This window comes from Paenibacillus sp. RUD330 (assembly GCF_002243345.2).
Classification (GTDB): Bacteria; Bacillota; Bacilli; order Paenibacillales; family Paenibacillaceae; genus Paenibacillus_O.
Window position 1 is genome coordinate 379,716 of sequence record NZ_CP022655.2, and the last position, 20,202, is coordinate 399,917.

Consider the following 20,202-nt stretch of genomic DNA (forward strand, 5'->3'; position numbering starts at 1 on the left):
CAAGAGGTGATTGTATTATGCTGTTAGTAATCGTTCTGCTCGCCATCGTTGTGCTGCTTCTGCTGATCACGGTCGCGAAAATCAATCCGTTCGTCGCGCTTATCGTCACGGCGATCGGCGTCGGACTGGCGGCCGGCATGCCGCTGCTCTCCGTCAAGGACGGCCCCGTGGGCATCGTCGACTCCATTAAGACGGGCATGGGCAACACGCTCGGCCTGCTGGCGATCGTCCTGGCGCTCGGCACGATGCTGGGCAAGATGATGGCCGAATCCGGCGGCGCCGAGCGCATCGCCACGACGCTGATCCGGCTGTTCGGCCAGCGCAACGTCCACTGGGCGATGATGGTCGTCGCGTTCATCGTCGGCATCCCGGTCTTCTTCCAGGTCGGCTTCGTCCTGCTCATCCCGCTCGTGTTCACGATCGCCCGCCAGACTGGCGTGTCGCTCGTGAAGATCGGCGTGCCTCTCGTCGCGGGCCTGTCCGTCGTGCACGGCCTTGTGCCGCCGCATCCGGCAGCCATGACGGCCGTAGGCATCTTCAACGCCGATGTCGGCAAGACGATTCTTTTCTCGCTCATTGTCGGCCTGCCTACCGCCATCATCGCAGGCCCGCTGTACGGCAGCTGGATCGGCAAGCGCATCCATAAGGAAGTGCCGAAGGCGATCGGCGACCAGCTGACGGAGAACGTGGACAACAAGGAGCTTCCCGGCTTCTTCAACACCGTATTCACGATTCTCGTTCCGGTTATCCTGATGCTGGCGGCATCGATCGCAGACGTATCGCTCAAGGGCAAGGCGGATTATGCCGGCCTGTACGATTTCTTCAAGTTCGTCGGCGACCCCGTTGTCGCCCTGCTCATCGCGACCATCTATTCGTTCTTCAGCCTCGGCTTCTTCCGCGGCATGAGCCGCGAGAAGGTGCTGAAGTTCTCCAACGACTGCCTGGCGCCGACGGCGACGATCCTGCTCGTCATCGGAGCGGGAGGCGCGTTCAACCGCGTGCTGCTGGATTCCGGCATCGGCGATTACATCGCGGAGCTGGCGACCTCGTCCCATCTGTCCCCGATTCTGCTCGGCTGGGGCATCGCGGCATTGATCCGCGTCGCGACGGGCTCTGCGACCGTATCGATGATGACCGCGGCCGGCATCGTGGCTCCGATCGCCGTCGCCATGCCGGGCGTCAGCCCCGAGCTGCTCGTGCTGGCGACGGGAGCGGGATCGCTGATCCTGTCCCATGTCAACGACTCCGGCTTCTGGCTGATCAAGGAATACTTCGGCATGACCGTGAAGGAGACGCTGCAGACATGGACGGCGCTGGAGACGATCATTTCGGTGGCGGCGCTCGGGTTCATTCTTGTGCTGGATCTGTTTATTTAACTCATAACGGGGAGAGGCGGACGCCGGCGTTCGCTTTTCCCTTTGCAGGTTGACCGGAAAAAGCCGAACATGGATAGGCTCCGGAGAAGCATCCGCATGCGCACGAAGGGTTTTTCTCCGAAGCCGTTGAGCGTTCGCTTTTGAAAACGGCGGGCTTCGCCCTCTGCCGAGGGTTCGGTCCGGCACTCCGTCTTCAACAGCGACCGTAATGCGGCATCCATGTCTGCGTTCAATACGGCCATCCATCGGGAGGAGGTTGAAAAGTGGGCCAAGCCTATATGATCGGCACCGACATCGGAACGACGAGCACCAAGTCCGTCCTGTTCACGACAGACGGCAAGCTTAAGGCCGTGCATCATATCGAATATCCGCTTTATTCGCCGACGCCGGCGACCGCGGAGCAGAACCCGGAGGAGATTTTCGCCGCCGTCGTCGGCTCAATCAAGCAGGTCATGCTGGAGAGCGGAGTGGACCCGGCACAGGTGAGATGCGTGTCGTTCAGCGCCGCCATGCACAGCCTGATCGCCGTCGACGGGACGGGCAAGCCGCTCACCCGCTGCATCACCTGGGCGGACAGCCGCAGCGCCCGCTGGGCGGACATCATCAAGAGCGAGCATGACGGGCATGAGATCTACCTGCGCACCGGCACGCCGATCCATCCGATGTCGCCGCTGGCGAAGCTGCTCTGGCTGCGGAACGAGGAAGGCGGGCTGTTCGGCAAGGCGGACAAGTTCATCTCCATCAAGGAGTTCGTGTTCCACAAGCTGTTCGGGGAGTACGTCGTGGACCATTCCATCGCCTCGGCGACGGGTCTGTTCAACATCCATGAGCTGGACTGGGACGCGGGCGCGCTGGAAGTGGCGGGCGTCGACCCGTCCAAGCTGTCCCGCCTGGTCCCGACCCGCCATGTCATGACGGGCCTGGACGGGACGTGGGCGGAGCATATGGGCCTGCCGGCCGAGACTCCGTTCGTCGTCGGAGCCAACGACGGCGTGCTCTCGAATCTGGGCGTCAATGCGATCGACCCCGGCGTCGTCGCCGTGACGATCGGCACGAGCGGGGCGATCCGCACCGTGACCGACAAGCCGCGCGTCGATCCCAAGGGACGGATCTTCTGCTACGTGCTTACGGAGGACATGTATGTCATCGGGGGGCCGGTCAACAACGGCGGCATGATCTTCCGCTGGATCCGCGACCAGCTCGGAGCTTCCGAGAAGGAGACGGCGCTGCGGATCGGCCGCGATCCGTACGATCTGCTCTCGGATATCGCCGCTCGCGTCAAGCCGGGCTCGGACGGCCTGATCTTCCATCCGTTCCTGTCCGGAGAGCGGGCTCCGCTCTGGGATTCCAATGCCCGGGGCTCCTACTTCGGCCTGGGGCTTCACCACAAGAAGGAGCATCTGATCAGAGCCGCGATGGAAGGCGTCATCCTCAATCTGTACACCGTCTTCCTGGCTCTGCAGGAGCTGATCGGAGAGCCGGGCAAAATCCAGGCCACCGGCGGCTTCGCCCGCTCGGAGCTGTGGCGTCAGATGATGGCCGACATCTTCAACCAGCAGGTGCATGTGCCGGAGAGCGTCGAGAGCTCCTGCCTCGGTGCGGCGATTCTCGGCCTGTACGCGATCGGAGAGGTCGGTTCTCTCGGCGTCGTGTCGGAGATGGTCGGCGGCACTTATCGGCATGAGCCGATTCCCAAGCATACGGAGATCTACCAAGAGCTTGCCCGGATCTATATCCGCGTGTCGCGGCTGCTGCAGGACGAGTACAAGAGCATCGCGGATTTTCAGAGCAAATGGGTGTGAACATAAAGAAAGGCCGCCAGCCGGTAATCCGGCTGGCGGCCTTTTCAGCTTTAATGGTTTATAGTTATTAAGCTTGCTTTTTTAAGTATTTGCTTCCTTTCACCCAACTAATTCACCCAGATACTGCCCTTTTTGAGACCATAAGACAGGTTCGACCTCATACTCATGAAAAGCGTTTAAAATCCCTGGCCTTATTTTTTTCTCGGAGTCATTTAAAAGCGCGTAAAGCTTGGAATCGGGTCTGCGGTTCTGTTTGGAATCGGTCCACGCAAACAAAAGAGTTTCAGCATACTGCATGGTTGGATTATTTATGGCTTGCAAGATTCGCTCAGGTTTTTCTTTGGATCTTGGAACGGCAAAGTGAAAGGTTTGTGGAAAGCCTGACTTTCCTGTGAAGTTAATGTTTTCAACAAACCGAATGTCGTTTTCGAATAGAAAATGATCGACTTCCTCAAGGAATATGCTCTGTACGTTCTGCCTAGACGTCATGAACATATCGTTAACGGTCATCATAGCCTGGACAAGCATATGTTTCTTTTGCGGGAAACTCTCCAAAGTTGTTTCAACATACAGTTCTTTATTCGTTGAAACCTTCACGCCGTAACCATTGAGAATGGTACGAAGCATCTGTTCTCGTTTGGGGGATGAAAATACGTCGCAACCCGATAAAAGCAAATCGGTTATGACATATCCAGCATCGCTCACCATTAATTTATTGGACTTCGATTGCTGGACGTAGATTTGGAAGTGATCATTATGCCTATCCATAAAAGGAGTCGTTATTTCAATGGCGTCGTCGTTAATCTCTTTGAATACGATTTTTTGCCTCAGCCAGTTCACATATGATTCCGATAATTGTTCAACTAGGTTCAATGTCTGTCACCTCGACTTGACGAATTACATTAGGAGGATTCGTTACATTATTATACTCCAGGAAGTCAATTAATACCTGAACCAAGTCATCGGGGTCTGTGTTCATATGCATGTGAAGGGGATAAGCCCATTTGTCCTCATAGTTTTCTTGTAAACATGAATGTGCGGACAGGGGATTTCGACGCCATCTGGGTTCGTATGAGGTGGGCCGCCGATATCAACTCGTAATGAAGGGACGGACTTTTTGTGCCGTGTTTGATAAGTGCATTTCCGCACGTGAAGAGTTTTTCGGACAATGTCGATTTGAAACTGTTCGTTTGTTCCTGGAGCAACCGCTTCGAGGGTTACAAACGCTTTTAAAGGAGGAAATGCTATTGGGCGATTTACTACGAGCTCCTTCAATAAGCGCAGCAGTCGTTCTGCTTCAATATCCGTAATCAAAGAAAATCCCCTCTTTGCCCAGTGTATGATTTATTTATACCATATCTGGAAAATAGAAGGGGACATTTTCAGGATTGCTTGCTTGTGTCGTTCCAAGCGGCCAGCGCCGTTCGGACCGCCGCCGTCTCCGGCCATCCGCTCAAGCCGTCCACGGCCTGAAGCAGCGCCAGCATGCCCTCGATCACCACCGGCCTTGGAGCAGGTGAAGCCGTCTCCTCTTGGAGCATGCCGGCCGCATGCCGATGGATCCGGCCGGCATCGCTCTCGAGCTCCGGCTCCAGCCGCTTGAGCAGAGCTGCTGCCGCCTCGACGAGGCGGCGCCGTTCTGCCCCGTCCCCGAAGTCCCCCTCGGGGTAGAAGGTGCGGAATGCCTCCGAAGTCAGCACAGGCTCGTCCCCGGAATTCTCTAGCCCGCGGACGGAGTCTTCCAGCCGCCGGACAATCATCCTGGCGAGTTTCGCCGAGCTCAGCCGGACGTCATTCAGCAGGATAAAGCCGATATACTCGCTGACCAGCCCTGTCGCGAGCGCGGTCAGGTCGAAGGCGTGAGGCTCGATCCTCGCGCCGTAGACGCCGACCAGCTGGTTGCGGAACCAGACGAACGAACGGAGGCGCGCATTCATGGAGAGCTCCCTCATCCGCTCGCTCAGGCTGATTTGGCCGCTGGAGAACAGGAGCAGCATCTTGCTGTGGGAGGTCAGCTCGTCCAGCTGGGTTTTGATCTGCTGGAAGAGGCTCTCCCTGGAGCCCGGCTCATAGCGGGCTGCCGTAGCCGTCAGCATGGCCGACATGCGCTCGAGATAGGATTCGAATACGGATTGAATCAATTCCTCCTTCGATTTGAAGTAGAAGTAGATTCCGCCCTTGGCGATGCCGGCCGCGTCCGCGATATCCTGCATGGTCGTCTGGTGATAGCCTTTCTGCATGAATTGCTCCATGGCGTGATGTAGGATCCGTTCTCTTTTATCCATGAATAACTCGCCCCCAAAGCAGTTGACCAAGCGGTCAAACAGAACTATAATAAGTGCTGTGTTTTGAATGGATAGGATTGGGAAAGCAAATAAAATCATAGGCTTGATAAGCTTTTCTATTCTCTTCCGGCTTCATTATACCATATGACCGAACGGTCAAAAAGCGAGGGATCAACATGCAATCAACCGGCATCAACCGGAGATGGGTGCTTACCGGCCTTATCATGGGAATGTTTTTCAGCGCCTTGGAGCAGACGATTGTAGGCACGGCGATGCCGACCATCATCACCGAGCTGCAAGGCTTCGAGATTTTCGCCTGGGTGACGACCGCCTACATGATCGCTTCGACCGTCGTCGTTCCGATCGTCGGCAAGCTGTCGGACATGTACGGCCGCCGGCTGCTCTATCTGATCGGGGCCATCATATTCGCCGCGGGCTCCGCGATGTGCGCCACGGCCACCTCCATGGAGCAGCTGGTATTGTACCGCGGCCTCCAGGGCATAGGCGGCGGCATGCTGATGCCGCTGTCGCAGACGATCATCGGCGATATTTTCACCGCCGAGCAGCGGGCCAAGTGGCAGGGCGTATTCGGGGCGATCTTCGGCCTCAGCTCGGTGATCGGTCCATTCATCGGCGGCGTCATCGTCGACAACGTCAGCTGGCACTGGATCTTCCTGATGAACGTGCCCTTCGGCATCATCTCCGCGCTTCTGATCTACATCGGGCTGAAGCAGGAGACGGTCCGCCTGGAAGGCAAGGCCAACATCGACTACCTGGGCATCGTCACGCTCGTTCCGGCTCTGATCCTGTTCTTGTACGGACTGACCTTCGGCGGCGACAAGTTCGCCTGGACGTCGGGCACAAGCTGCCTGATCTTCGGCGGAGCGCTCCTCTTTACGGCATTGTTTCTTCTGGCGGAGAAGTCCGCGGCCGAGCCCGTGCTCGATCTCTCGCTGTTCCGCAACCGCGTCTTCTCGGTGACGAACGGCCTCGGCTTCCTGCTGGGCCTGGGCATGTTCGGAGCCATCATGTTCGTGCCGCTGTATATGCAGGGCATTCTCGGGGTGTCCCCGACAAAAGCCGGCTCCACGATGACTCCGATGATGATCGCGCTGATCGTCGCGAGCGTGATCGGCGGCCAGCTCCTGCTCCGCATCAAATACCGCACCGTTCTGGCAGCGGGCATGCTCGTCACGACGGGCGGCTTCTACCTGGTCAGCACGATGGGGCTGGACACATCGCAGTGGACCGCTTATGTGTACATGGTCATTCTCGGACTCGGCATGGGTCTGGTCATGCCGACGCTGATGATCGCCGTGCAGAACGAATTCCCGAAAACCCGGCTCGGCACGGTCACGTCCGCATCGACCTTTTTCCGTTCCATCGGCGGCACGATCGGCGTCACGGTGCTCAACGTCGTCATGAACAATACGCTGCGCTCCAATGTCGAGACGATGTCCGCAGAGGCGAAGGCCGGCGGCAGCGGCGACGTCGTCCAGGCGGTCGAGGGCATCGAGAAGAGCGGCGTGGACCTGTTCAGCGTCATCGTGTATCCCGACAAATTCCCGCTTCCGGCGGAGCTCAAGGACAAGGTTGTGCTGTTCATCCAGCAGGCTTGGGTGGATTCCTTCGAGACGGTGGCTCTTACCGGGCTCGTGTTCGTCGCGCTGGGCATCCTGGTCGCGCTGCTGGTCGGAGGCAAGCGGATCCAGCGGGATTCCGAGAACGCCAAGGACGGCCAGTCCGTTCATGCGGCTCATTAAGGCTCATTAAGGCTCGTTGAGCAGGAAACAACGCAGCAGAGGCATCCTCGAGATAAGCAGCAACAACGCTCCCCTATTCCGGGGAGCGTTGTTTGGTAGGAGGCATTGAAATCAGCCTGGGACAAGTGCAGCTTCTTCCAGGGTGACGGTATAGGTGATCTCGGTCGTTTTGCCATAGCTGTTGGCGGCTGCGAGCTTGAAGGTATTGAGGCCTGGCTTCAGATCCAGGCTGACGCTTCCGCCGCCGCTGTAGATCAATTGATCGTTCAGGAATAGTTTGGGCGAGTAATCATTCTCATCCGATACGGTCCATGTCAGCGTCACACGTGCGGAGGATGTTTTCTCCGGGGCGTATCCGAGAGTGAGGACCGGAGCGGACGGATTGAAGGTGATGGTGCGTATCGTCTCCGCCGTTTGCCCCAGTTTGTTAACGGCTTTGACTTTGAACGTGTTGGCTCCGGATTTGAGGGTGAAGGAGGCATAGCCGTATGGACTCTGTTCATCGTTCACGTATACTTTCGGGCTGCTGTCGTTGGAGTCCGTTACCGTCCAAGTCAGTCTGAAGGTGCTCTTCGTCGTGCTTTCGGGTACGTCGCCGACCTTCAGAACGGGGCCATCGCTGGCAAAGGAAATGGATTTCGCCACCACGGTTTCCTTCCCGAGGGAGTTCACGGCGCGGACGACAATGGCATTGACGCCTTGCTTGAGGGCGACCACGGTGCTGCTTCCGTAGGGTTGAAGCTTATCGTTGACGTAGACCTTGGGGGAGTTATCATTCCCGTCCTTGACGGTCCATGTGACGGTTACGGTTTCCTTGTTCGTGGAGGCAGGCAGCTCCCCTACCGTCAAGGCGGGGCCGCCGGCTTGGAACAGGACCTGCTTGACGACCTCAGTGGAGCGGCCGTAACGGTTCGTCGCCCTCACCTTGATCGTATTGACGCCTTCCTTGAGCTGGATTTCCAGGGAGCTTCCGTAGCTCCGCCTTTCATCGTTCACGTAGACCTCGGGATCATAATCGTTGTCGTCTTTGACTTTCCAGGACACCGTAACCGACTGCTTGTCCGTCGATTCCGGCACGCCGGTTACTTCCAGTACCGGAGCTCCCTTTTCAAAGACGACTTTTCTGGTCACGGTTTGGGTCTTGCCTCCTGGAATACGGGCCGTCACGGTATACGTATAGGTGCCTTCATCCTGGAGCTGGACGGCTACGCGGAACTGGCCTTGATTGACCTCCGCCTCTTTGCTGTTGATGAAAACGCTGGCTCCCTTCGTCACATCGCCGGTGATGTAGAACGTCGGGGAGGATGTCTTTTCCGGTGCCTCGACATTGAGGGACAGGGATGCCTGGCTGTCTCCCGAGGCGTTTTTGATGACGCGATAGACAAGCGATGCGGCCTCGGCCCTGGTGACGCCGTCGGCAGGCTTGAGAGTCCAGTCGTTGTATCCGGTAAGAAGCTTCTTCTCTACGGCGAGAGCCACGTAATTGCGGAGGTTAGGTGAAATCTCGTCGTCGTCATGGAAGCGGCTCAAGATGTCTTTGTCCACCAGGTCGTCGGGCTGGTAGCCGAGCGTCTTGACGAGCGCTACCGCTACGTCCTCGCGGGTGGCCTTCCCTGTCGGGTCAAAGAAAGCCTTGCCGCTGGGCGGGTAATATCCCGTCAAAAAATCCTTGGAGGCCTCGATGGCGGAGTAGGACCAGCGGGAAGAGGATACATCCTGGAACGATTGGAGCTTGTCCGTCGGAAGATCCAGATAGAAGCTCAGCGTCAGGATCTGGGCGAACTGCTCGCGGGTGACAGGTGCCTGAGGCTTGAAGCTGCGGTCCTCGAAGCCCTTGAGCACCCCTAGCTGCACCAGGCTGTCGATGGCGTCGCGCGCCCAGAAGGTCCCGCTTACATCGGTGAAAGAAGGCTTGTCCTCCGCAGCGTGCGCGAAAGTCGGAAGCAAAAGGGTAATAGAGAGAGCGATCCATACAACCTTCAGTTTCAATTGATTCATAAGTCCTGCTCCTTTGCTGGAAGATCGGATGAGTATGGGAGTATTTTACTATATTATCGGGATGAATGGAGATAATTGAAAGAGGAGCAGCCAACAATAGATCGAATTCGGAAAGGCTCGGATGCGGGAGGTTCACTAAGGAGGCAGGAAGAATGGGAAATGATCTTCATGACATGAAAGCCAGCGCCGCCTTCGCCATGGGCTGCTTCTGGGGGCCGGAGGCGCTGTTCGGCTCGCTGCCCGGGGTGCTGCGTACGCGGACCGGTTATGCCGGAGGGACATCGCGCAACCCGGATTACAGGCATATGGGGGACCATTCGGAGACGGTGCAGCTTCAATACGACCCCTCGGCCATCTCCTACCGCGAGCTGCTCGATTTGTTCTGGAGCAGCCATAATCCGGCCACTATCAACGGGTACAAGGACAGGCAGTACCAGTCCATCGTCTTTTGGAGCGGCCGGGAGCAGCTGGAGGCGATCCGGGAGAAGCTGGGCGGCCTGGCGCTCGAAGGAAAGCCCGTGCCGGATACGGAGATTGCCGAGACGGCGGAATTCTGGGCGGCGGAGGAGCGGCATCAGAAGCATAACCTCAAAAGGTTTCCCGATGCGGTGAAGAAGCTGGACGCCTTGTTCCCGTCCCGCGCGGAAATGGAAGCCTCGACGCTGGCTGCCCGTCTCAACGGGCTGGCCAAAGGCTATACGAACCGCCAGCGGATTCTGGAGGAGATGGCCGGCTGGGAGCTTGCGGAACAACGGAAGAGGCAGTATGCGGCGGCGCTCAAGGAGATCCGCTGGTAGCCGGTCAGATGAAGATCTCGTAGAGTCCGATGGCCGCGAGCAGAAGGCCGCCGATCGCGTTGGAGTAGCGGCCCAGCCATGTGCGGGCCAAGCGGACGCCGATGCCGGCCCCGATGCCGACCGTTATCAGCGAGAAGATCCCGATCGAGAGCGTCACGCCCGTCACGGACAGTCCGGTGGCTCCGGCTCCGATGCCGCTGGCGATGCAGTTGAGCGACAAGGCGAGCCCCAAAGCCCAGCATTCGCTCCAGGACAGAATCTGATTGCCGTCGCGGTCGGCCCGCAGGGGGTTTTGAAGGAGGGTGCCGCCGCTTGGCGAAGCCGCCAATCCAGCCCTGCTTGCCTCTCTCAAGCCGGATATGAGCGCCAGGATGCCCATGACGGCGATGAGCGCTCCGCCGATGCCGTTGGCGGCATCGGGATCGAGAAAGTCGGCGAGGAAATGGCCGCCAAGCATGGCGAGACATGTCGCGGCCATGGAGAGGAGCGCGATCAGAAGGTTCGATCGGAATGGAATCAGCGTTCTCTTCGCGCCAAAAGCGATCCCGATCCCGAGATTGTCGAGATTGGCGGCAATTCCGATGCCGATGATGCTGAGCCAGTGCATGGTCATTCCTCCATCCTTGAATATGCTTCTTAGCCTATGCGCCCATGGGCTCGGGAGTGCCGGACATGGCCTCGATCGACAAGGGGGCTGCTGAATCGGGTATTGCCGCCTCTTCCGGCATACATGAGAGCCCGGAGCCGGGCTTTTTTTGTGCTCAGATGCCTCGATGCGGCAAGAGGGGTGAAGCTAACGGGCGCTAACAAAGAAAGACAACAGAGAGCTATTAATCATAACCGGGAGCCTGTTTTTCGCCTGCGGGGGACTTATATAATGGGTAAATAAACCGCTTACATATCAAAACGGCATTCAGCGGCGGTTTGAACCCAATCCACTCGAGGAGGATATAGATGAAGAGAACTCCCAAAATGCTCGCTGCGCTCCTTACAGCCGCCTTGGCGACAGCGCCCGTCCTGTCGGCGGCAGCAGCCGCAGCTCCGGCAGGGCAGACAGCCGGCCAAGGCGCAACAGATACGCAAGGACACTGGGCTCGCGAGGCGATCTCCCAATGGATGGCGAACGGTGTCGCAGCCGGATATCCGGATGGCAGCTTCAAGCCGGACGGAAGCATTACGCGAGCGGAATTCGCGACCTTGATCAACAAGCTGTTCGGCTTCTCGGGCGCATCCGGCCAGCCCTTCAGCGACGTCAAGGAAGGCGCCTGGTACCAGTCTGCGCTCTCCTCGGCCAGAAGCGCCGGTTATTATGAGGGCGTCGCCGGGAACAAAGCGCTTCCGCTGGCGGCCATCTCCCGCCAGGACGCGGCAGCCATGCTTTCCCGGGTATTTCAGCTGGAATCGAATGACAGCGCTTCCGGAGGCTTGACTTTTATCGACGCCGCTCAAATCAGCGGTTACGCCCGGCAAGCCGTCCAGTCGCTGGCGGGCATGCTGAGCGGATACCCGGACGGGTCGTTCCGGCCGTCCGGCGACATGACCCGAGCCGAGGCGGTCACGCTGCTGAACAAGCTCGTGGCCGGGTACTACGCGCAAGCAGGCACATCCGCTGAAGGCAAGGTGGCGGGCAATGCGCTGATCAATCATGACGGCGTCGTCCTGAAGGGGCTGTCGGTCAGCGGCAATCTCTACCTGACGCCCGGCATCGGCAGCGGCGATGCGACGCTGGACGGCGTCAAGGTCGCAGGCAAAACCTTCATCGCGGGCGGAGGCCCGAACTCCGTCCATATCCGCGATTCCAGGCTGAACGAGGTGCTCGTCAACCGTCCGGACGGACAAGTCCGCGTATGGGCAAGCGGAACGGAGATCAGCCGTCTGGTCGTGAGCAGCCCGTCCAAGGTTGAGCTTGAAGGAGGGACAAAAGTCGCTTCCGTAGAGATCAACGCCGCAGCCTCCATGACGGCGAGCGGCAGCTTCTCCATCGGAAGCCTGACCGTGAATGTCTCCGGAGCGGCCTGGAACGGAAGTGTAATCGAGAAGGGCAGCTACTCGGTGGAGAACGGGGTCCTGAAGCCGTCCGGAAGCCCGCTTCCGACCGCGACACCGTCGACGTCGACGACTCCTTCCGTGACACCTGCGCCGACTGCGGCAGCGCCAACGCCTGCGCCGACCGCAACGCCTGCACCGACCGCAACGCCTGCACCGACCGCAACGCCTGCACCGACCGCAACGCCTGCACCGACGACAGAGCCTACGGCAACACCGGCACCGACGGTTGCTCCGTCGCCGACAGCTGCCCCTACATCGACGCCGGTCCCAACCGTGACGCCAGCGCCTGCTGCGGTCAATCTGGTTGACCGCAAGGCAAGCGCCCAGACGCGCTCGCTGTTTCTCTACCTGAACGAGCTGCGCGGCAAAAACATCCTGTTCGGCCAGCAGCACGCTACGACGGAAGGGCTGTCGATCACGGATCGGGACGGCACGCAGTCCGACGCCAAAAACGCCGTAGGCGAATATCCGGCGCTCTTCGGCTGGGACACGCTCAGCCTGGAAGGCAAGGAGAAGCCGGGCGTGGCCGGCGACTTCGAGCAGAGCCGCGACAACCTGGCCGCCGTCATGAAGAAGGCCTATGACGACGGCGGCGTGCTGACGCTCAGCTCGCATATGCCGAACTTCGTCACGGGCGGCAGCTTCTACGACGTGAAGGGCAATGTCGTCTCCCACATTCTCCCCGGCGGGGACAAGAACGCGGAGTTCAACGCCTTCCTCGACAACATCGCCGACTTCGCCCATCATCTCAAGGATGACAACGGCGATCCGATTCCGGTCATCTTCCGTCCGTTCCACGAGCAGAACGGCAGCTGGTTCTGGTGGGGAGCCGCCTTCACGACCAAGGACGAGTACAAGGAAATCTACCGTTATACCGTGGAGTACCTGCGGGACAAGAAGGAGGTCCGCAACTTCCTGTACGGCTTCTCGCCGGGAGGGGGCTTCGGCACGGACGAGAGCCGCTACCTGGAAACCTATCCGGGCGACGACTATGCGGATATCATCGGCTTCGACAGCTATTACAACGGCGAAGGACAGAGTTGGTTCGACGGCGTCGTGACGGAAGCGAAGACGGTCTCCGGAATCGCGGACGCACGGGACAAGGTCGCCGCCTTGACGGAATTTGGCTACCAGAAGATGATGACAAGCGGCAACTCGACGCCGGACTTCTTCACGAGGCTGTCCGCGGCGCTGCAATCGGATCCCGACGCGAAAAGAATGGCCTACATGCTGACATGGGCCAACTTCGGGCCGGATTCCACCTATGTTCCCTACCCGATGCCGGACGGGCAGGAAAACCAGATGCTGCCCGACTTCATCCGGTTCTACAACGAGCCGTACTCCCTGTTCGCAGCCGGCGTAACGGGAGCCTACGACCGCAAGGCCGACACATCCGGGGAGCAGCCGTTCGTCCATGTGGCTTCTCCGACCGACCAGAGCACGATCCGCTCCAACACGGCCGTGATCCGGGTACGGGTGCTGAATGCGGCTCCGTCCAAAGCGGTGTATCTCGTCGAAGGCTCGGATCGGGAAATTCCGCTGACTCTGGATTCCGCCAGCGGATATTATACGGCCGTATGGTCGCCTGCCGGCGCCCTGAACGGCAAGACGGCTGCCCTGACCGTGAAGGTCTACGCGGAGGACGGCTCCGTGCTGCATGAGCAGACAAACACGGTATTCGTGAAGGTTCCGGAGATCGAGGTCGGGACGTACGACTTCGAGTCCGGCATTGAAGGCGTGCAGAACAACGGCGGCTATCAAGCGAGCGTCGACGCGATCGATGCCGCCGAATTCAACGGAAGCTCCGCCCTGAAGCTGACGGTTGGCGGCCTCGTCTACAGCGATACTTGGCAGGAGATGAAGCTGGAGCTGAAGAACGCCAAGGAGGTCGCCGGAGCGGCAGACCTGAGCGGCGTCAACCGGGTCAAATTCGAGGCGTACGTGCCTGTGTCCGCAGGGGCGAAAAGCGAAGGCAAGGGAAGCCTTCAGGCTGTCGGCCAGCTGCCCCCGGATTGGGAAGACAAATATGGAATGGGCACGACTCAAGTATCCCTGAGCGATCTTCCGATCGTCACGATCGGCGGCGTGGATTACTACCGCTATGCGCCAGTCATTGATTTCGCCGACGCGGACAAGCTGAAGCAGGCCGGCTCGATCGCCCTGTCCCTTGTCGGCAGCGGCTTGAACGCGGACAGCTCCATTCCGGTCTACATCGACAATATCAAGCTGTACAGCACGTATGCCGATGCCGTGCTTGATCCGGCGATGGTCGACGACTTCGAGGGCTATCTCGGCAGCAACGAAGCGCTCGGCTCCAAATTCGTCCATGCCGGCGGCGATTCCACGAGTACCGCGCTGGACAGCGCGCACAAGAACAGCGGCAGCTACGGCCTGAAATACACGTACACGCTGGCAGGCAGCGGTTATGCCGGCATCACCAAGTCGCTCGGCGGCGTGGACTGGTCGGGCTTCAATGCGCTCCAGTTCTGGTACCAGCCGGACGGCAAGGGCCAGAAGCTCGTCATGCAGATCAATGCGGACGGCAAAACCTACGAGTATTACCCGGACACGACCGGAACGGAAGCGAGGCTCGTCACGGCTCCGTTCAATGAATTCGCTCCGGCCAACGGAGCGACCGGCACGCTGACCAAGCTGAAGCTGGCCAACGTGCAGGCGTTCTCGATCTACACCAACGCCGTGCCCGGCGGCAATCAACTGACCAGCTCGATGTACTTCGACGATATCAAGGCGCTGACCGACCCCGATGCGGGCACGGTTCCGAACGGCAGCGCGAATGGCGGCCTTCCGCTTGGAGTGCTGTACGATTTCGAGTCCTCGGCATCGAACTGGGGCGTCGACAGCAACGGCTTGAGCCTGTCCGCTCCGGCTCTGGAGGACGAGGGCGCCGGCAAGGCCCTCAGCTCGGCCATCCCGGCGAACGTCTCCGGGGAAGCGACGAGCGAGCTGACCCGCTACGGGGCGCTCGACTTCACGAACGCTTCCAGGATCAAGGTCAAGGCCCGCATCTCCGGCGGGAGCGCTTCGGCCCAGCTGTTCATCAAGCATGGCAGCGGATGGGCTTGGGCATCCTCGGGAACCGTTCAGCTGACGGACGAATACCAGTGGATCACCCTCGACCTCATCGACACGAAGGATGCCAATGGAGGCAAGATCGACAAGTCGTTCATCCAGGCGATCGGCGTGCAGATTGCCAAGGCGTCTGGCGGCGGCAAGGTGTTTATCGACGACGTGATTCTGGAATAGCGGCCCCATTATTGTTCTCCTGAACCGAACAGCGGCGGAAGCCGGGCGCGAGCCCGGCCTTCCGCCGCTGTTTGATTCCGCTCTCTTTTGGAGAACGTCTGCATGAACGAAGCCGGTCCATCTATTCGGGAGTTCAGTCCGGATCGGACGGTGCAATGCGGTGTAGGCTCGCTTGTTCATAAGCATAGGCCAGCCGGAGAAGCACCGGCTCGCTGTAGGCGGCTCCGACGAAGGTGATCCCCTGCGGCCCTTTGGTCGTATAGCCTTCATCGCCGATGGCGCCTGTTTCCGCGCAGCCGCCCGGCACGGTTATGACGGGATATCCCGCGCGCGCGGACACATCGAGCCCTTCCTCGTTGCCCAGGAACAACAGCGCATCCAGCTTGTAAGCGCGGATGGCATGATCGATGCCTTGGTCCCGGGATACCTCATGGTTGAGGCGCAAGCTCTCGGCGTACACCGGTTCGGACAAGGTGCCGCTCGTTTCATTGGACCCGATCAGCGTGTCTTGCCCATACTTCAGAGCGGCGTCCCGATTCGCTTCGTTATAGGAAATCAGTTCATCGAGCGTCCGGACGGAAGCGCCGGAGCCTGCTTGGGCCAGATAATCGTTCAGCCCTTTTTTGAATTCGAACCTCATCACGTCCCAATCCCATTTCGCGTTCTCGCAAGGCATCGAGACCGGGTCGACGATAATCGCTCCGCGATCCTTGCACAAGGCGATCGCCCGCTCGATGATCGCCGCCCGAGCTTCATCCAGTCCTTGATAATAATGACGCGGAATGCCGATTCTCGCCCCTTGCAGCCCGTTCGCGTCCAGGAAGGGCGTATAGTCCGCATAGGCTTTCCGCCGTTGTTCCTGCATGGCGTCATCCCTCGGGTCCGCCGCCGTCATGGCGCCGAGCAGGATCGCGGCGTCCCTGACCGTACGAGCCATCGGACCGGCCGAATCCTGGCTGTGCGAGATCGGGATGATGCCTCTGCGGCTGACGAGCCCGATCGTCGGCTTGAGGCCGACAAGGCCGTTTTGCGAGGATGGGCTGATGATCGAGCCCGAGGTTTCGGTGCCGATGGCGGCCGCGCACAGATTCGCGGCAACCGCCGCGCCGGAGCCGGAGCTTGAGCCGCCGACGAACAGCTCGCCGGGACCGTAAGGATTGAGCGTCTGGCCGCCTCTGGAGCTATATCCCGACCGCATCGTGCCCGACATGAAATTCGCCCATTCCGTCATGTTGGCCTTGCCCAGGAAGACAGCTCCGGCAGCCCTTAGCTGCTCGGCGACCGCCGAATCCGTCCTGGCGAAATGCTCCGCAAGAGCGAGCGAGCCGGCGCTGGTATGCATGCGGTCGCCTGTATCGATGTTATCCTTGAGCAGGATCGGGATGCCGTGAAGCGGTCCGCGGGATCCGCGCTCCAGCCGCTCCGCGTCGAGCGCCTCCGCGATTTCAAGGGCGTCCGGGTTGATTTCCAGCACCGCTTTCAGCTTCGGGTTGAGCCGTTCGATCCGCTCCAGGTACCAGCGGACGCAAGCGGCCGCCGACAGCGAGCCGGCTTCCATCGCCGCCTGCAACGCAGCGATATCTGCCTCTATCCAACCATCGTGGTTCTTTTTTTCCATGTCGAGACACTCCCTTAGGCCATATTCCGGTTAGCATTTGTTCGACGAATGGACCCGAAGTCCTGCTAGCGGATAGAAGGGCAGAAGCGGCAAGACGGCAGGCACGGCATCATTTCGGCAAGGCCGCGGCAACTTCGAGCCTGCCATTGGCGTCCGTAAGATTGTAGAGGGGGCGATGGCGTGGATAAAAAGCTTCATCTGGCGGCGGTTCTGCTGACAGCCTCCTGCTTGATTCTCGGCAGCTGCGGCCAGCAGCGGCAGGACGAGTCTTGGCCGGAAGGCTCTGCGGCAGCTTCGGTGCCTGCCGGCCAGTCATCCGGCAAGGCCGGCGGTTCCCCCGCAGCGGGAGCGGCGGATGTCCGCAAGGAGCCGATTCCGGCGGTGCCGGCCGATGCCGGTGCGGGCAATGCCGCATCCAGGGGCCGTTTGACCGGCATGCAGTGGCTCGATGGCGATCACGGCTACGCATGGGAGCGGACCGGAGACAAGTTTTATCGGACCGACAACGGCGGAGAGGATTGGCAGGACGCAGCGCCTCCCGCGGCTTCCGCCTTCCCGGGCGGCTTGGATGCGGGGAAGGCCGTTTATTTCTTCGATGCGATGCACGGCTGGATCTGCATGGCTCCGGACCAAGGCCCGACGCTCGTGTTCCGGACGGATGACGGGGGCAGAACGTGGAAGGAGTCCAGGCTGCCGGTGCGGACGGAGCCGACAGGGATGCAATTCGTCACTCCGTCGCAGGGCTGGCTGATGACTTCCGCCGATGCGGCGATGGGATCGACGGAGAAGACTCTATATGTGACGGCTGACGGAGGGCTGTCTTGGAAGCCTTCCGCCGGATCGTCCTATGCGGGAGAAGCCAAGGGCATGCTGCCGGAGCGGGAAGCGGTCACGGGCATGCATTTCACCGACGCCAGCAACGGGTGGCTCGCCTTCGGATCCCATGACCCGGCCCCGGTGCTGTACCGGACGAAGGACGGAGGAAAGGCTTGGAGCAAGGTTCGGATCGAGCCCGCATCCGATGTCCGGTACGGGGCGGGAGGTCCCGAGTTCCCGGGAGGGCAGGCGCAATTCGGGTTCGCGCTGGTTTATTTGAACGAGGGAGCGGATCGCCGGAGGCTGGATGCCTATGTCACGAATGACGGCGGGAATCACTGGTCGTTCCAGCCCTGGAACCTGGAGCGGGCGGCGGCCTTTGCGGATGCGCGGCACGGCTGGGGCTGGAGGAACGGCGGGCTGGTGGCGACTGCGGATGGAGGCTCCTCCTGGCGGGAGATCCCGGCCGGCCCGGCGCTTAGGGAGCTGCTGCGCAGGTTCCCGGTGCCGATAATCATGCAGTTCACGGGAGCCGGAGACGGCTGGCTGCTGCTTGGGAAGAACGGGGAGGAAGAGACGGCGCTGCTCCGTACGAAGGACGGAGGCGCGACCTGGACTGCCGCCTCTTGATGCCGGCCGCCGGCTTCTCCGGGGGATGGCGTCCGCGCATAGAGCGTCTTGTCCTGCTCCGGATCCTGCTCCGGATCCTATTCTTATGGATGACCGGAAAACGGGGTGTCCTGCAGGGATTGCCTGCAAGGCTGCCGAGGTTTAAAGTGGGGACAGGGCAAGAAACGGTTCATGGAAGGAGAGGCTGCCGATGAGCAATGCCATTATCGAAGCTATCGTGGAGGGAATGGGCCTGGAGGGGCAATTATCCGACGTCCAGCGGATTCAGACCGAGCATCGTATTAAGCTGGTCCGTTTTTGGGAAATAAAAGAAGGAAGCCGCATTCTGGAAATCGGCTGCGGCCAAGGCGACACGACGGCGGTGCTGGCGCATTTTGCCGGCGAGCAGGGGTTCGTGCACGGCGTCGATATCGCTCCGCCGGATTACGGGTCGCCGATGACGGTGGGCGAAGCGGCCGCGAAGCTGAAGGCGTCTCCGCTGGGGAGCCGGATCCGGATGGATTACGGCATCGACGTCTTGTCGGATGAAACGGTCTTTGGGGAGAAGGAGTTCGATTATGTCGTGCTTTCCCACTGCTCCTGGTATTTGAAGTCGTTCGAGGAGCTGGCCGCTATCCTGGCGAAGGTCCGGGGCTGGGCGTCCAAGCTTTGCTTCGCCGAATGGGATATGGAGATCGGGCAGCCGGAACAGCTGGCGCATTTTATGGCCGTGCTCATCCAGTCGCAGGTGGAATGCTACAAGGTGAACAGCTTCTCGAATGTCCGGACCTTGTTCACTCCCGAGGATATCCGCGAGCTGGCGGCCGGAGCAGGGTGGGCGATCACCCGCCAGGCGGCCATCCACTCGCCGGAAATGCACGACGCGCGGTGGGAGATGGAGCTGACGCTGGCGGAAGCTCCTGCAGAGCTCGATTCGCCGCTTCCGATGCCGGACAAGGCCAAGCAGCTGGTCCGCTCCCAGCTGAAGCTGCTGCGGTCCTATGCCGAATCCGGCCGGATCGTGCGGCCGATGGCGGTGCTTGCGTTCGTCGCGGACCAGTCCGCGAAGGGCTGAACAGAGGCAAGTTTCAAGTTGTTGTCACACAAGCCGGCGGAGCGGCTGTTCGTCTTGGCCTATAATGAAGACAAGACAAGTCCGCATCCGGTTACCGGTACGGCGGCATCCCAAGGAGGGTTTCCTTTTGAGCAGCCAATCCCCCGATTCGTACAAGCCGTCCACGACCCGCAACTTCACGGCGTGGATCATCGGCATATCCATCGCGGCCAACGCGATTATCCTGCTGCTGTTCTTCGGTCCGATCGGATATGGCGGCGAGGTCAGCTTCGACGTCACGATCCTGCCCCGGATCAACGCGATTCTGAACAGCTTCACATTCATCTTCCTTGTAGCCGCGCTCATCGCGATCATCCGGAAAAATATCCGGCTTCACAAGGGCTTCATTCTCGCCGCGTTCACCTCGACGCTGCTGTTCCTCGTCACGTACCTGACGTTCCATTACGTCTCTCCCGATACGGCGAAGTACGGCGGCGAAGGCATTCTGCGCCCGATCTACTTCACGATCCTGATCAGCCACAGCTTCCTGGCGGCCGTCATCGTTCCCCTCGCGCTGTTCGCGCTCGTATGGGGATGGACGATGCAGGTGGCCAAGCACAAGAAGATCGTCCGCTGGGCGATGCCGATCTGGCTGTATGTGAGCTTCACGGGCGTCATCGTGTATCTGTTCATGGCTCCTTATTATTGAGAGGCCGCAAGTGAAAGAGGCCGTTCTCAAGCCGATGGCTGGCTTGGGAACGGCCTCTTTGT

13 protein-coding genes and 1 pseudogene are annotated in these 20,202 nt (G+C 60.0%); 8 read left to right on the forward strand and 6 right to left on the reverse strand.

The features are described 5' to 3' along the window. Positions 1 to 17 precede the first annotated feature (17 nt). Both CIC07_RS01750 and gntK read left to right on the forward strand, forming a co-directional pair. Positions 18 to 1,376: a GntP family permease gene (locus tag CIC07_RS01750; protein WP_076359050.1), complete on the forward strand. Its 1,359-nt coding sequence runs from the start codon at positions 18 to 20 to the stop codon at positions 1,374 to 1,376. A gap of 278 nt (positions 1,377 to 1,654) precedes the next feature. Further along, positions 1,655 to 3,178 carry a gluconokinase gene (gntK, locus tag CIC07_RS01755; RefSeq protein ID WP_076359139.1) on the forward strand — a complete coding sequence of 508 codons (1,524 nt, stop codon included), beginning with the start codon at positions 1,655 to 1,657 and terminating at the stop codon, positions 3,176 to 3,178. 99 nt (positions 3,179 to 3,277) lie between these two features. On the opposite strand, the gene CIC07_RS01760 is transcribed toward gntK, so the two are convergent. The 3 genes and pseudogenes from CIC07_RS01760 to CIC07_RS01765 form a co-directional block, all read right to left on the reverse strand. Continuing rightward, positions 3,278 to 4,051, reverse strand: a complete 774-nt coding sequence (locus CIC07_RS01760; protein WP_076359049.1) for a DUF1829 domain-containing protein — start codon at positions 4,049 to 4,051, stop codon at positions 3,278 to 3,280. After that, positions 4,038 to 4,492 (reverse strand): annotated as a pseudogene (locus tag CIC07_RS25805) (DUF6978 family protein). Before CIC07_RS25805 ends, CIC07_RS01760 begins: the two are co-directional and overlap by 14 nt. Before the next feature lie 68 nt (positions 4,493 to 4,560). Continuing rightward, the gene (locus CIC07_RS01765; protein ID WP_159442453.1) at positions 4,561 to 5,463 is read right to left on the reverse strand and encodes a TetR/AcrR family transcriptional regulator; all 903 of its coding nucleotides are present in this window, start codon (positions 5,461 to 5,463) and stop codon (positions 4,561 to 4,563) included. Positions 5,464 to 5,639: 176 nt separating this feature from the next. Here CIC07_RS01765 and CIC07_RS01770 point away from each other — a divergent pair, with 176 nt between their 5' ends. Beyond that, a complete protein-coding gene (locus tag CIC07_RS01770) occupies positions 5,640 to 7,226 on the forward strand; it encodes an MDR family MFS transporter (RefSeq protein WP_076359047.1) in 1,587 nt (528 codons plus the stop codon). A 111-nt stretch (positions 7,227 to 7,337) separates the two neighbouring features. Here the strand turns inward: CIC07_RS01770 and CIC07_RS01775 are convergent, their stop codons facing one another. Further along, positions 7,338 to 9,224, reverse strand: coding sequence for an S-layer homology domain-containing protein (locus CIC07_RS01775; protein ID WP_076359046.1), 1,887 nt, complete (start codon positions 9,222 to 9,224; stop codon positions 7,338 to 7,340). A gap of 152 nt (positions 9,225 to 9,376) precedes the next feature. On the opposite strand from CIC07_RS01775, the gene CIC07_RS01780 reads away from it, so the two are divergent. After that, positions 9,377 to 10,021, forward strand: a complete 645-nt coding sequence (locus CIC07_RS01780; protein ID WP_234993058.1) for a peptide-methionine (S)-S-oxide reductase MsrA — start codon at positions 9,377 to 9,379, stop codon at positions 10,019 to 10,021. A 4-nt stretch (positions 10,022 to 10,025) separates the two neighbouring features. On the opposite strand, the gene CIC07_RS01785 is transcribed toward CIC07_RS01780, so the two are convergent. Beyond that, the gene (locus tag CIC07_RS01785) at positions 10,026 to 10,634 is read right to left on the reverse strand and encodes a manganese efflux pump (RefSeq protein WP_234993057.1); all 609 of its coding nucleotides are present in this window, start codon (positions 10,632 to 10,634) and stop codon (positions 10,026 to 10,028) included. A 341-nt stretch (positions 10,635 to 10,975) separates the two neighbouring features. On the opposite strand from CIC07_RS01785, the gene CIC07_RS01790 reads away from it, so the two are divergent. Then, entirely contained in the window at positions 10,976 to 15,334 is a 4,359-nt protein-coding gene (locus CIC07_RS01790; protein WP_083688610.1) for a glycosyl hydrolase, read from the forward strand. Between the two features lie 133 nt (positions 15,335 to 15,467). Here CIC07_RS01790 and CIC07_RS01795 read toward each other — a convergent pair whose 3' ends face one another. Beyond that, positions 15,468 to 16,952: an amidase family protein gene (locus CIC07_RS01795; protein ID WP_076359044.1), complete on the reverse strand. Its 1,485-nt coding sequence runs from the start codon at positions 16,950 to 16,952 to the stop codon at positions 15,468 to 15,470. Between the two features lie 180 nt (positions 16,953 to 17,132). Between CIC07_RS01795 and CIC07_RS01800 the strand changes: the two genes are divergently transcribed. The 3 genes from CIC07_RS01800 (at position 17,133) to CIC07_RS01810 (ending at position 20,140) form a co-directional block, all read left to right on the forward strand. Then, positions 17,133 to 18,398: a WD40/YVTN/BNR-like repeat-containing protein gene (locus CIC07_RS01800; RefSeq protein WP_076359043.1), complete on the forward strand. Its 1,266-nt coding sequence runs from the start codon at positions 17,133 to 17,135 to the stop codon at positions 18,396 to 18,398. Between the two features lie 190 nt (positions 18,399 to 18,588). Further along, positions 18,589 to 19,452 carry a class I SAM-dependent methyltransferase gene (locus CIC07_RS01805; protein ID WP_076359042.1) on the forward strand — a complete coding sequence of 288 codons (864 nt, stop codon included), beginning with the start codon at positions 18,589 to 18,591 and terminating at the stop codon, positions 19,450 to 19,452. Between the two features lie 127 nt (positions 19,453 to 19,579). Then, positions 19,580 to 20,140 carry a DUF420 domain-containing protein gene (locus CIC07_RS01810; RefSeq protein WP_076359041.1) on the forward strand — a complete coding sequence of 187 codons (561 nt, stop codon included), beginning with the start codon at positions 19,580 to 19,582 and terminating at the stop codon, positions 20,138 to 20,140. Positions 20,141 to 20,202: the final 62 nt, after the last annotated feature.

Bases quoted from the DNA above. Each gene is read 5' to 3' on its own strand.
- CIC07_RS01750 (WP_076359050.1), top strand. From the start codon at position 18: ATGCTGTTAGTAATCGTTCTGCTCGCCATCGTTGTGCTGCTTCTGCTG.
- gntK (WP_076359139.1), top strand. From the start codon at position 1,655: ATGATCGGCACCGACATCGGAACGACGAGCACCAAGTCCGTCCTGTTC.
- CIC07_RS01765 (WP_159442453.1), bottom strand. From the start codon at position 5,463: ATGGATAAAAGAGAACGGATCCTACATCACGCCATGGAGCAATTCATG.
- CIC07_RS01770 (WP_076359047.1), top strand. From the start codon at position 5,640: ATGCAATCAACCGGCATCAACCGGAGATGGGTGCTTACCGGCCTTATC.
- CIC07_RS01775 (WP_076359046.1), bottom strand. From the start codon at position 9,224: ATGAATCAATTGAAACTGAAGGTTGTATGGATCGCTCTCTCTATTACC.
- CIC07_RS01780 (WP_234993058.1), top strand. From the start codon at position 9,377: ATGGGAAATGATCTTCATGACATGAAAGCCAGCGCCGCCTTCGCCATG.
- CIC07_RS01785 (WP_234993057.1), bottom strand. From the start codon at position 10,634: ATGACCATGCACTGGCTCAGCATCATCGGCATCGGAATTGCCGCCAAT.
- CIC07_RS01790 (WP_083688610.1), top strand. From the start codon at position 10,976: ATGAAGAGAACTCCCAAAATGCTCGCTGCGCTCCTTACAGCCGCCTTG.
- CIC07_RS01795 (WP_076359044.1), bottom strand. From the start codon at position 16,952: ATGGAAAAAAAGAACCACGATGGTTGGATAGAGGCAGATATCGCTGCG.
- CIC07_RS01805 (WP_076359042.1), top strand. From the start codon at position 18,589: ATGAGCAATGCCATTATCGAAGCTATCGTGGAGGGAATGGGCCTGGAG.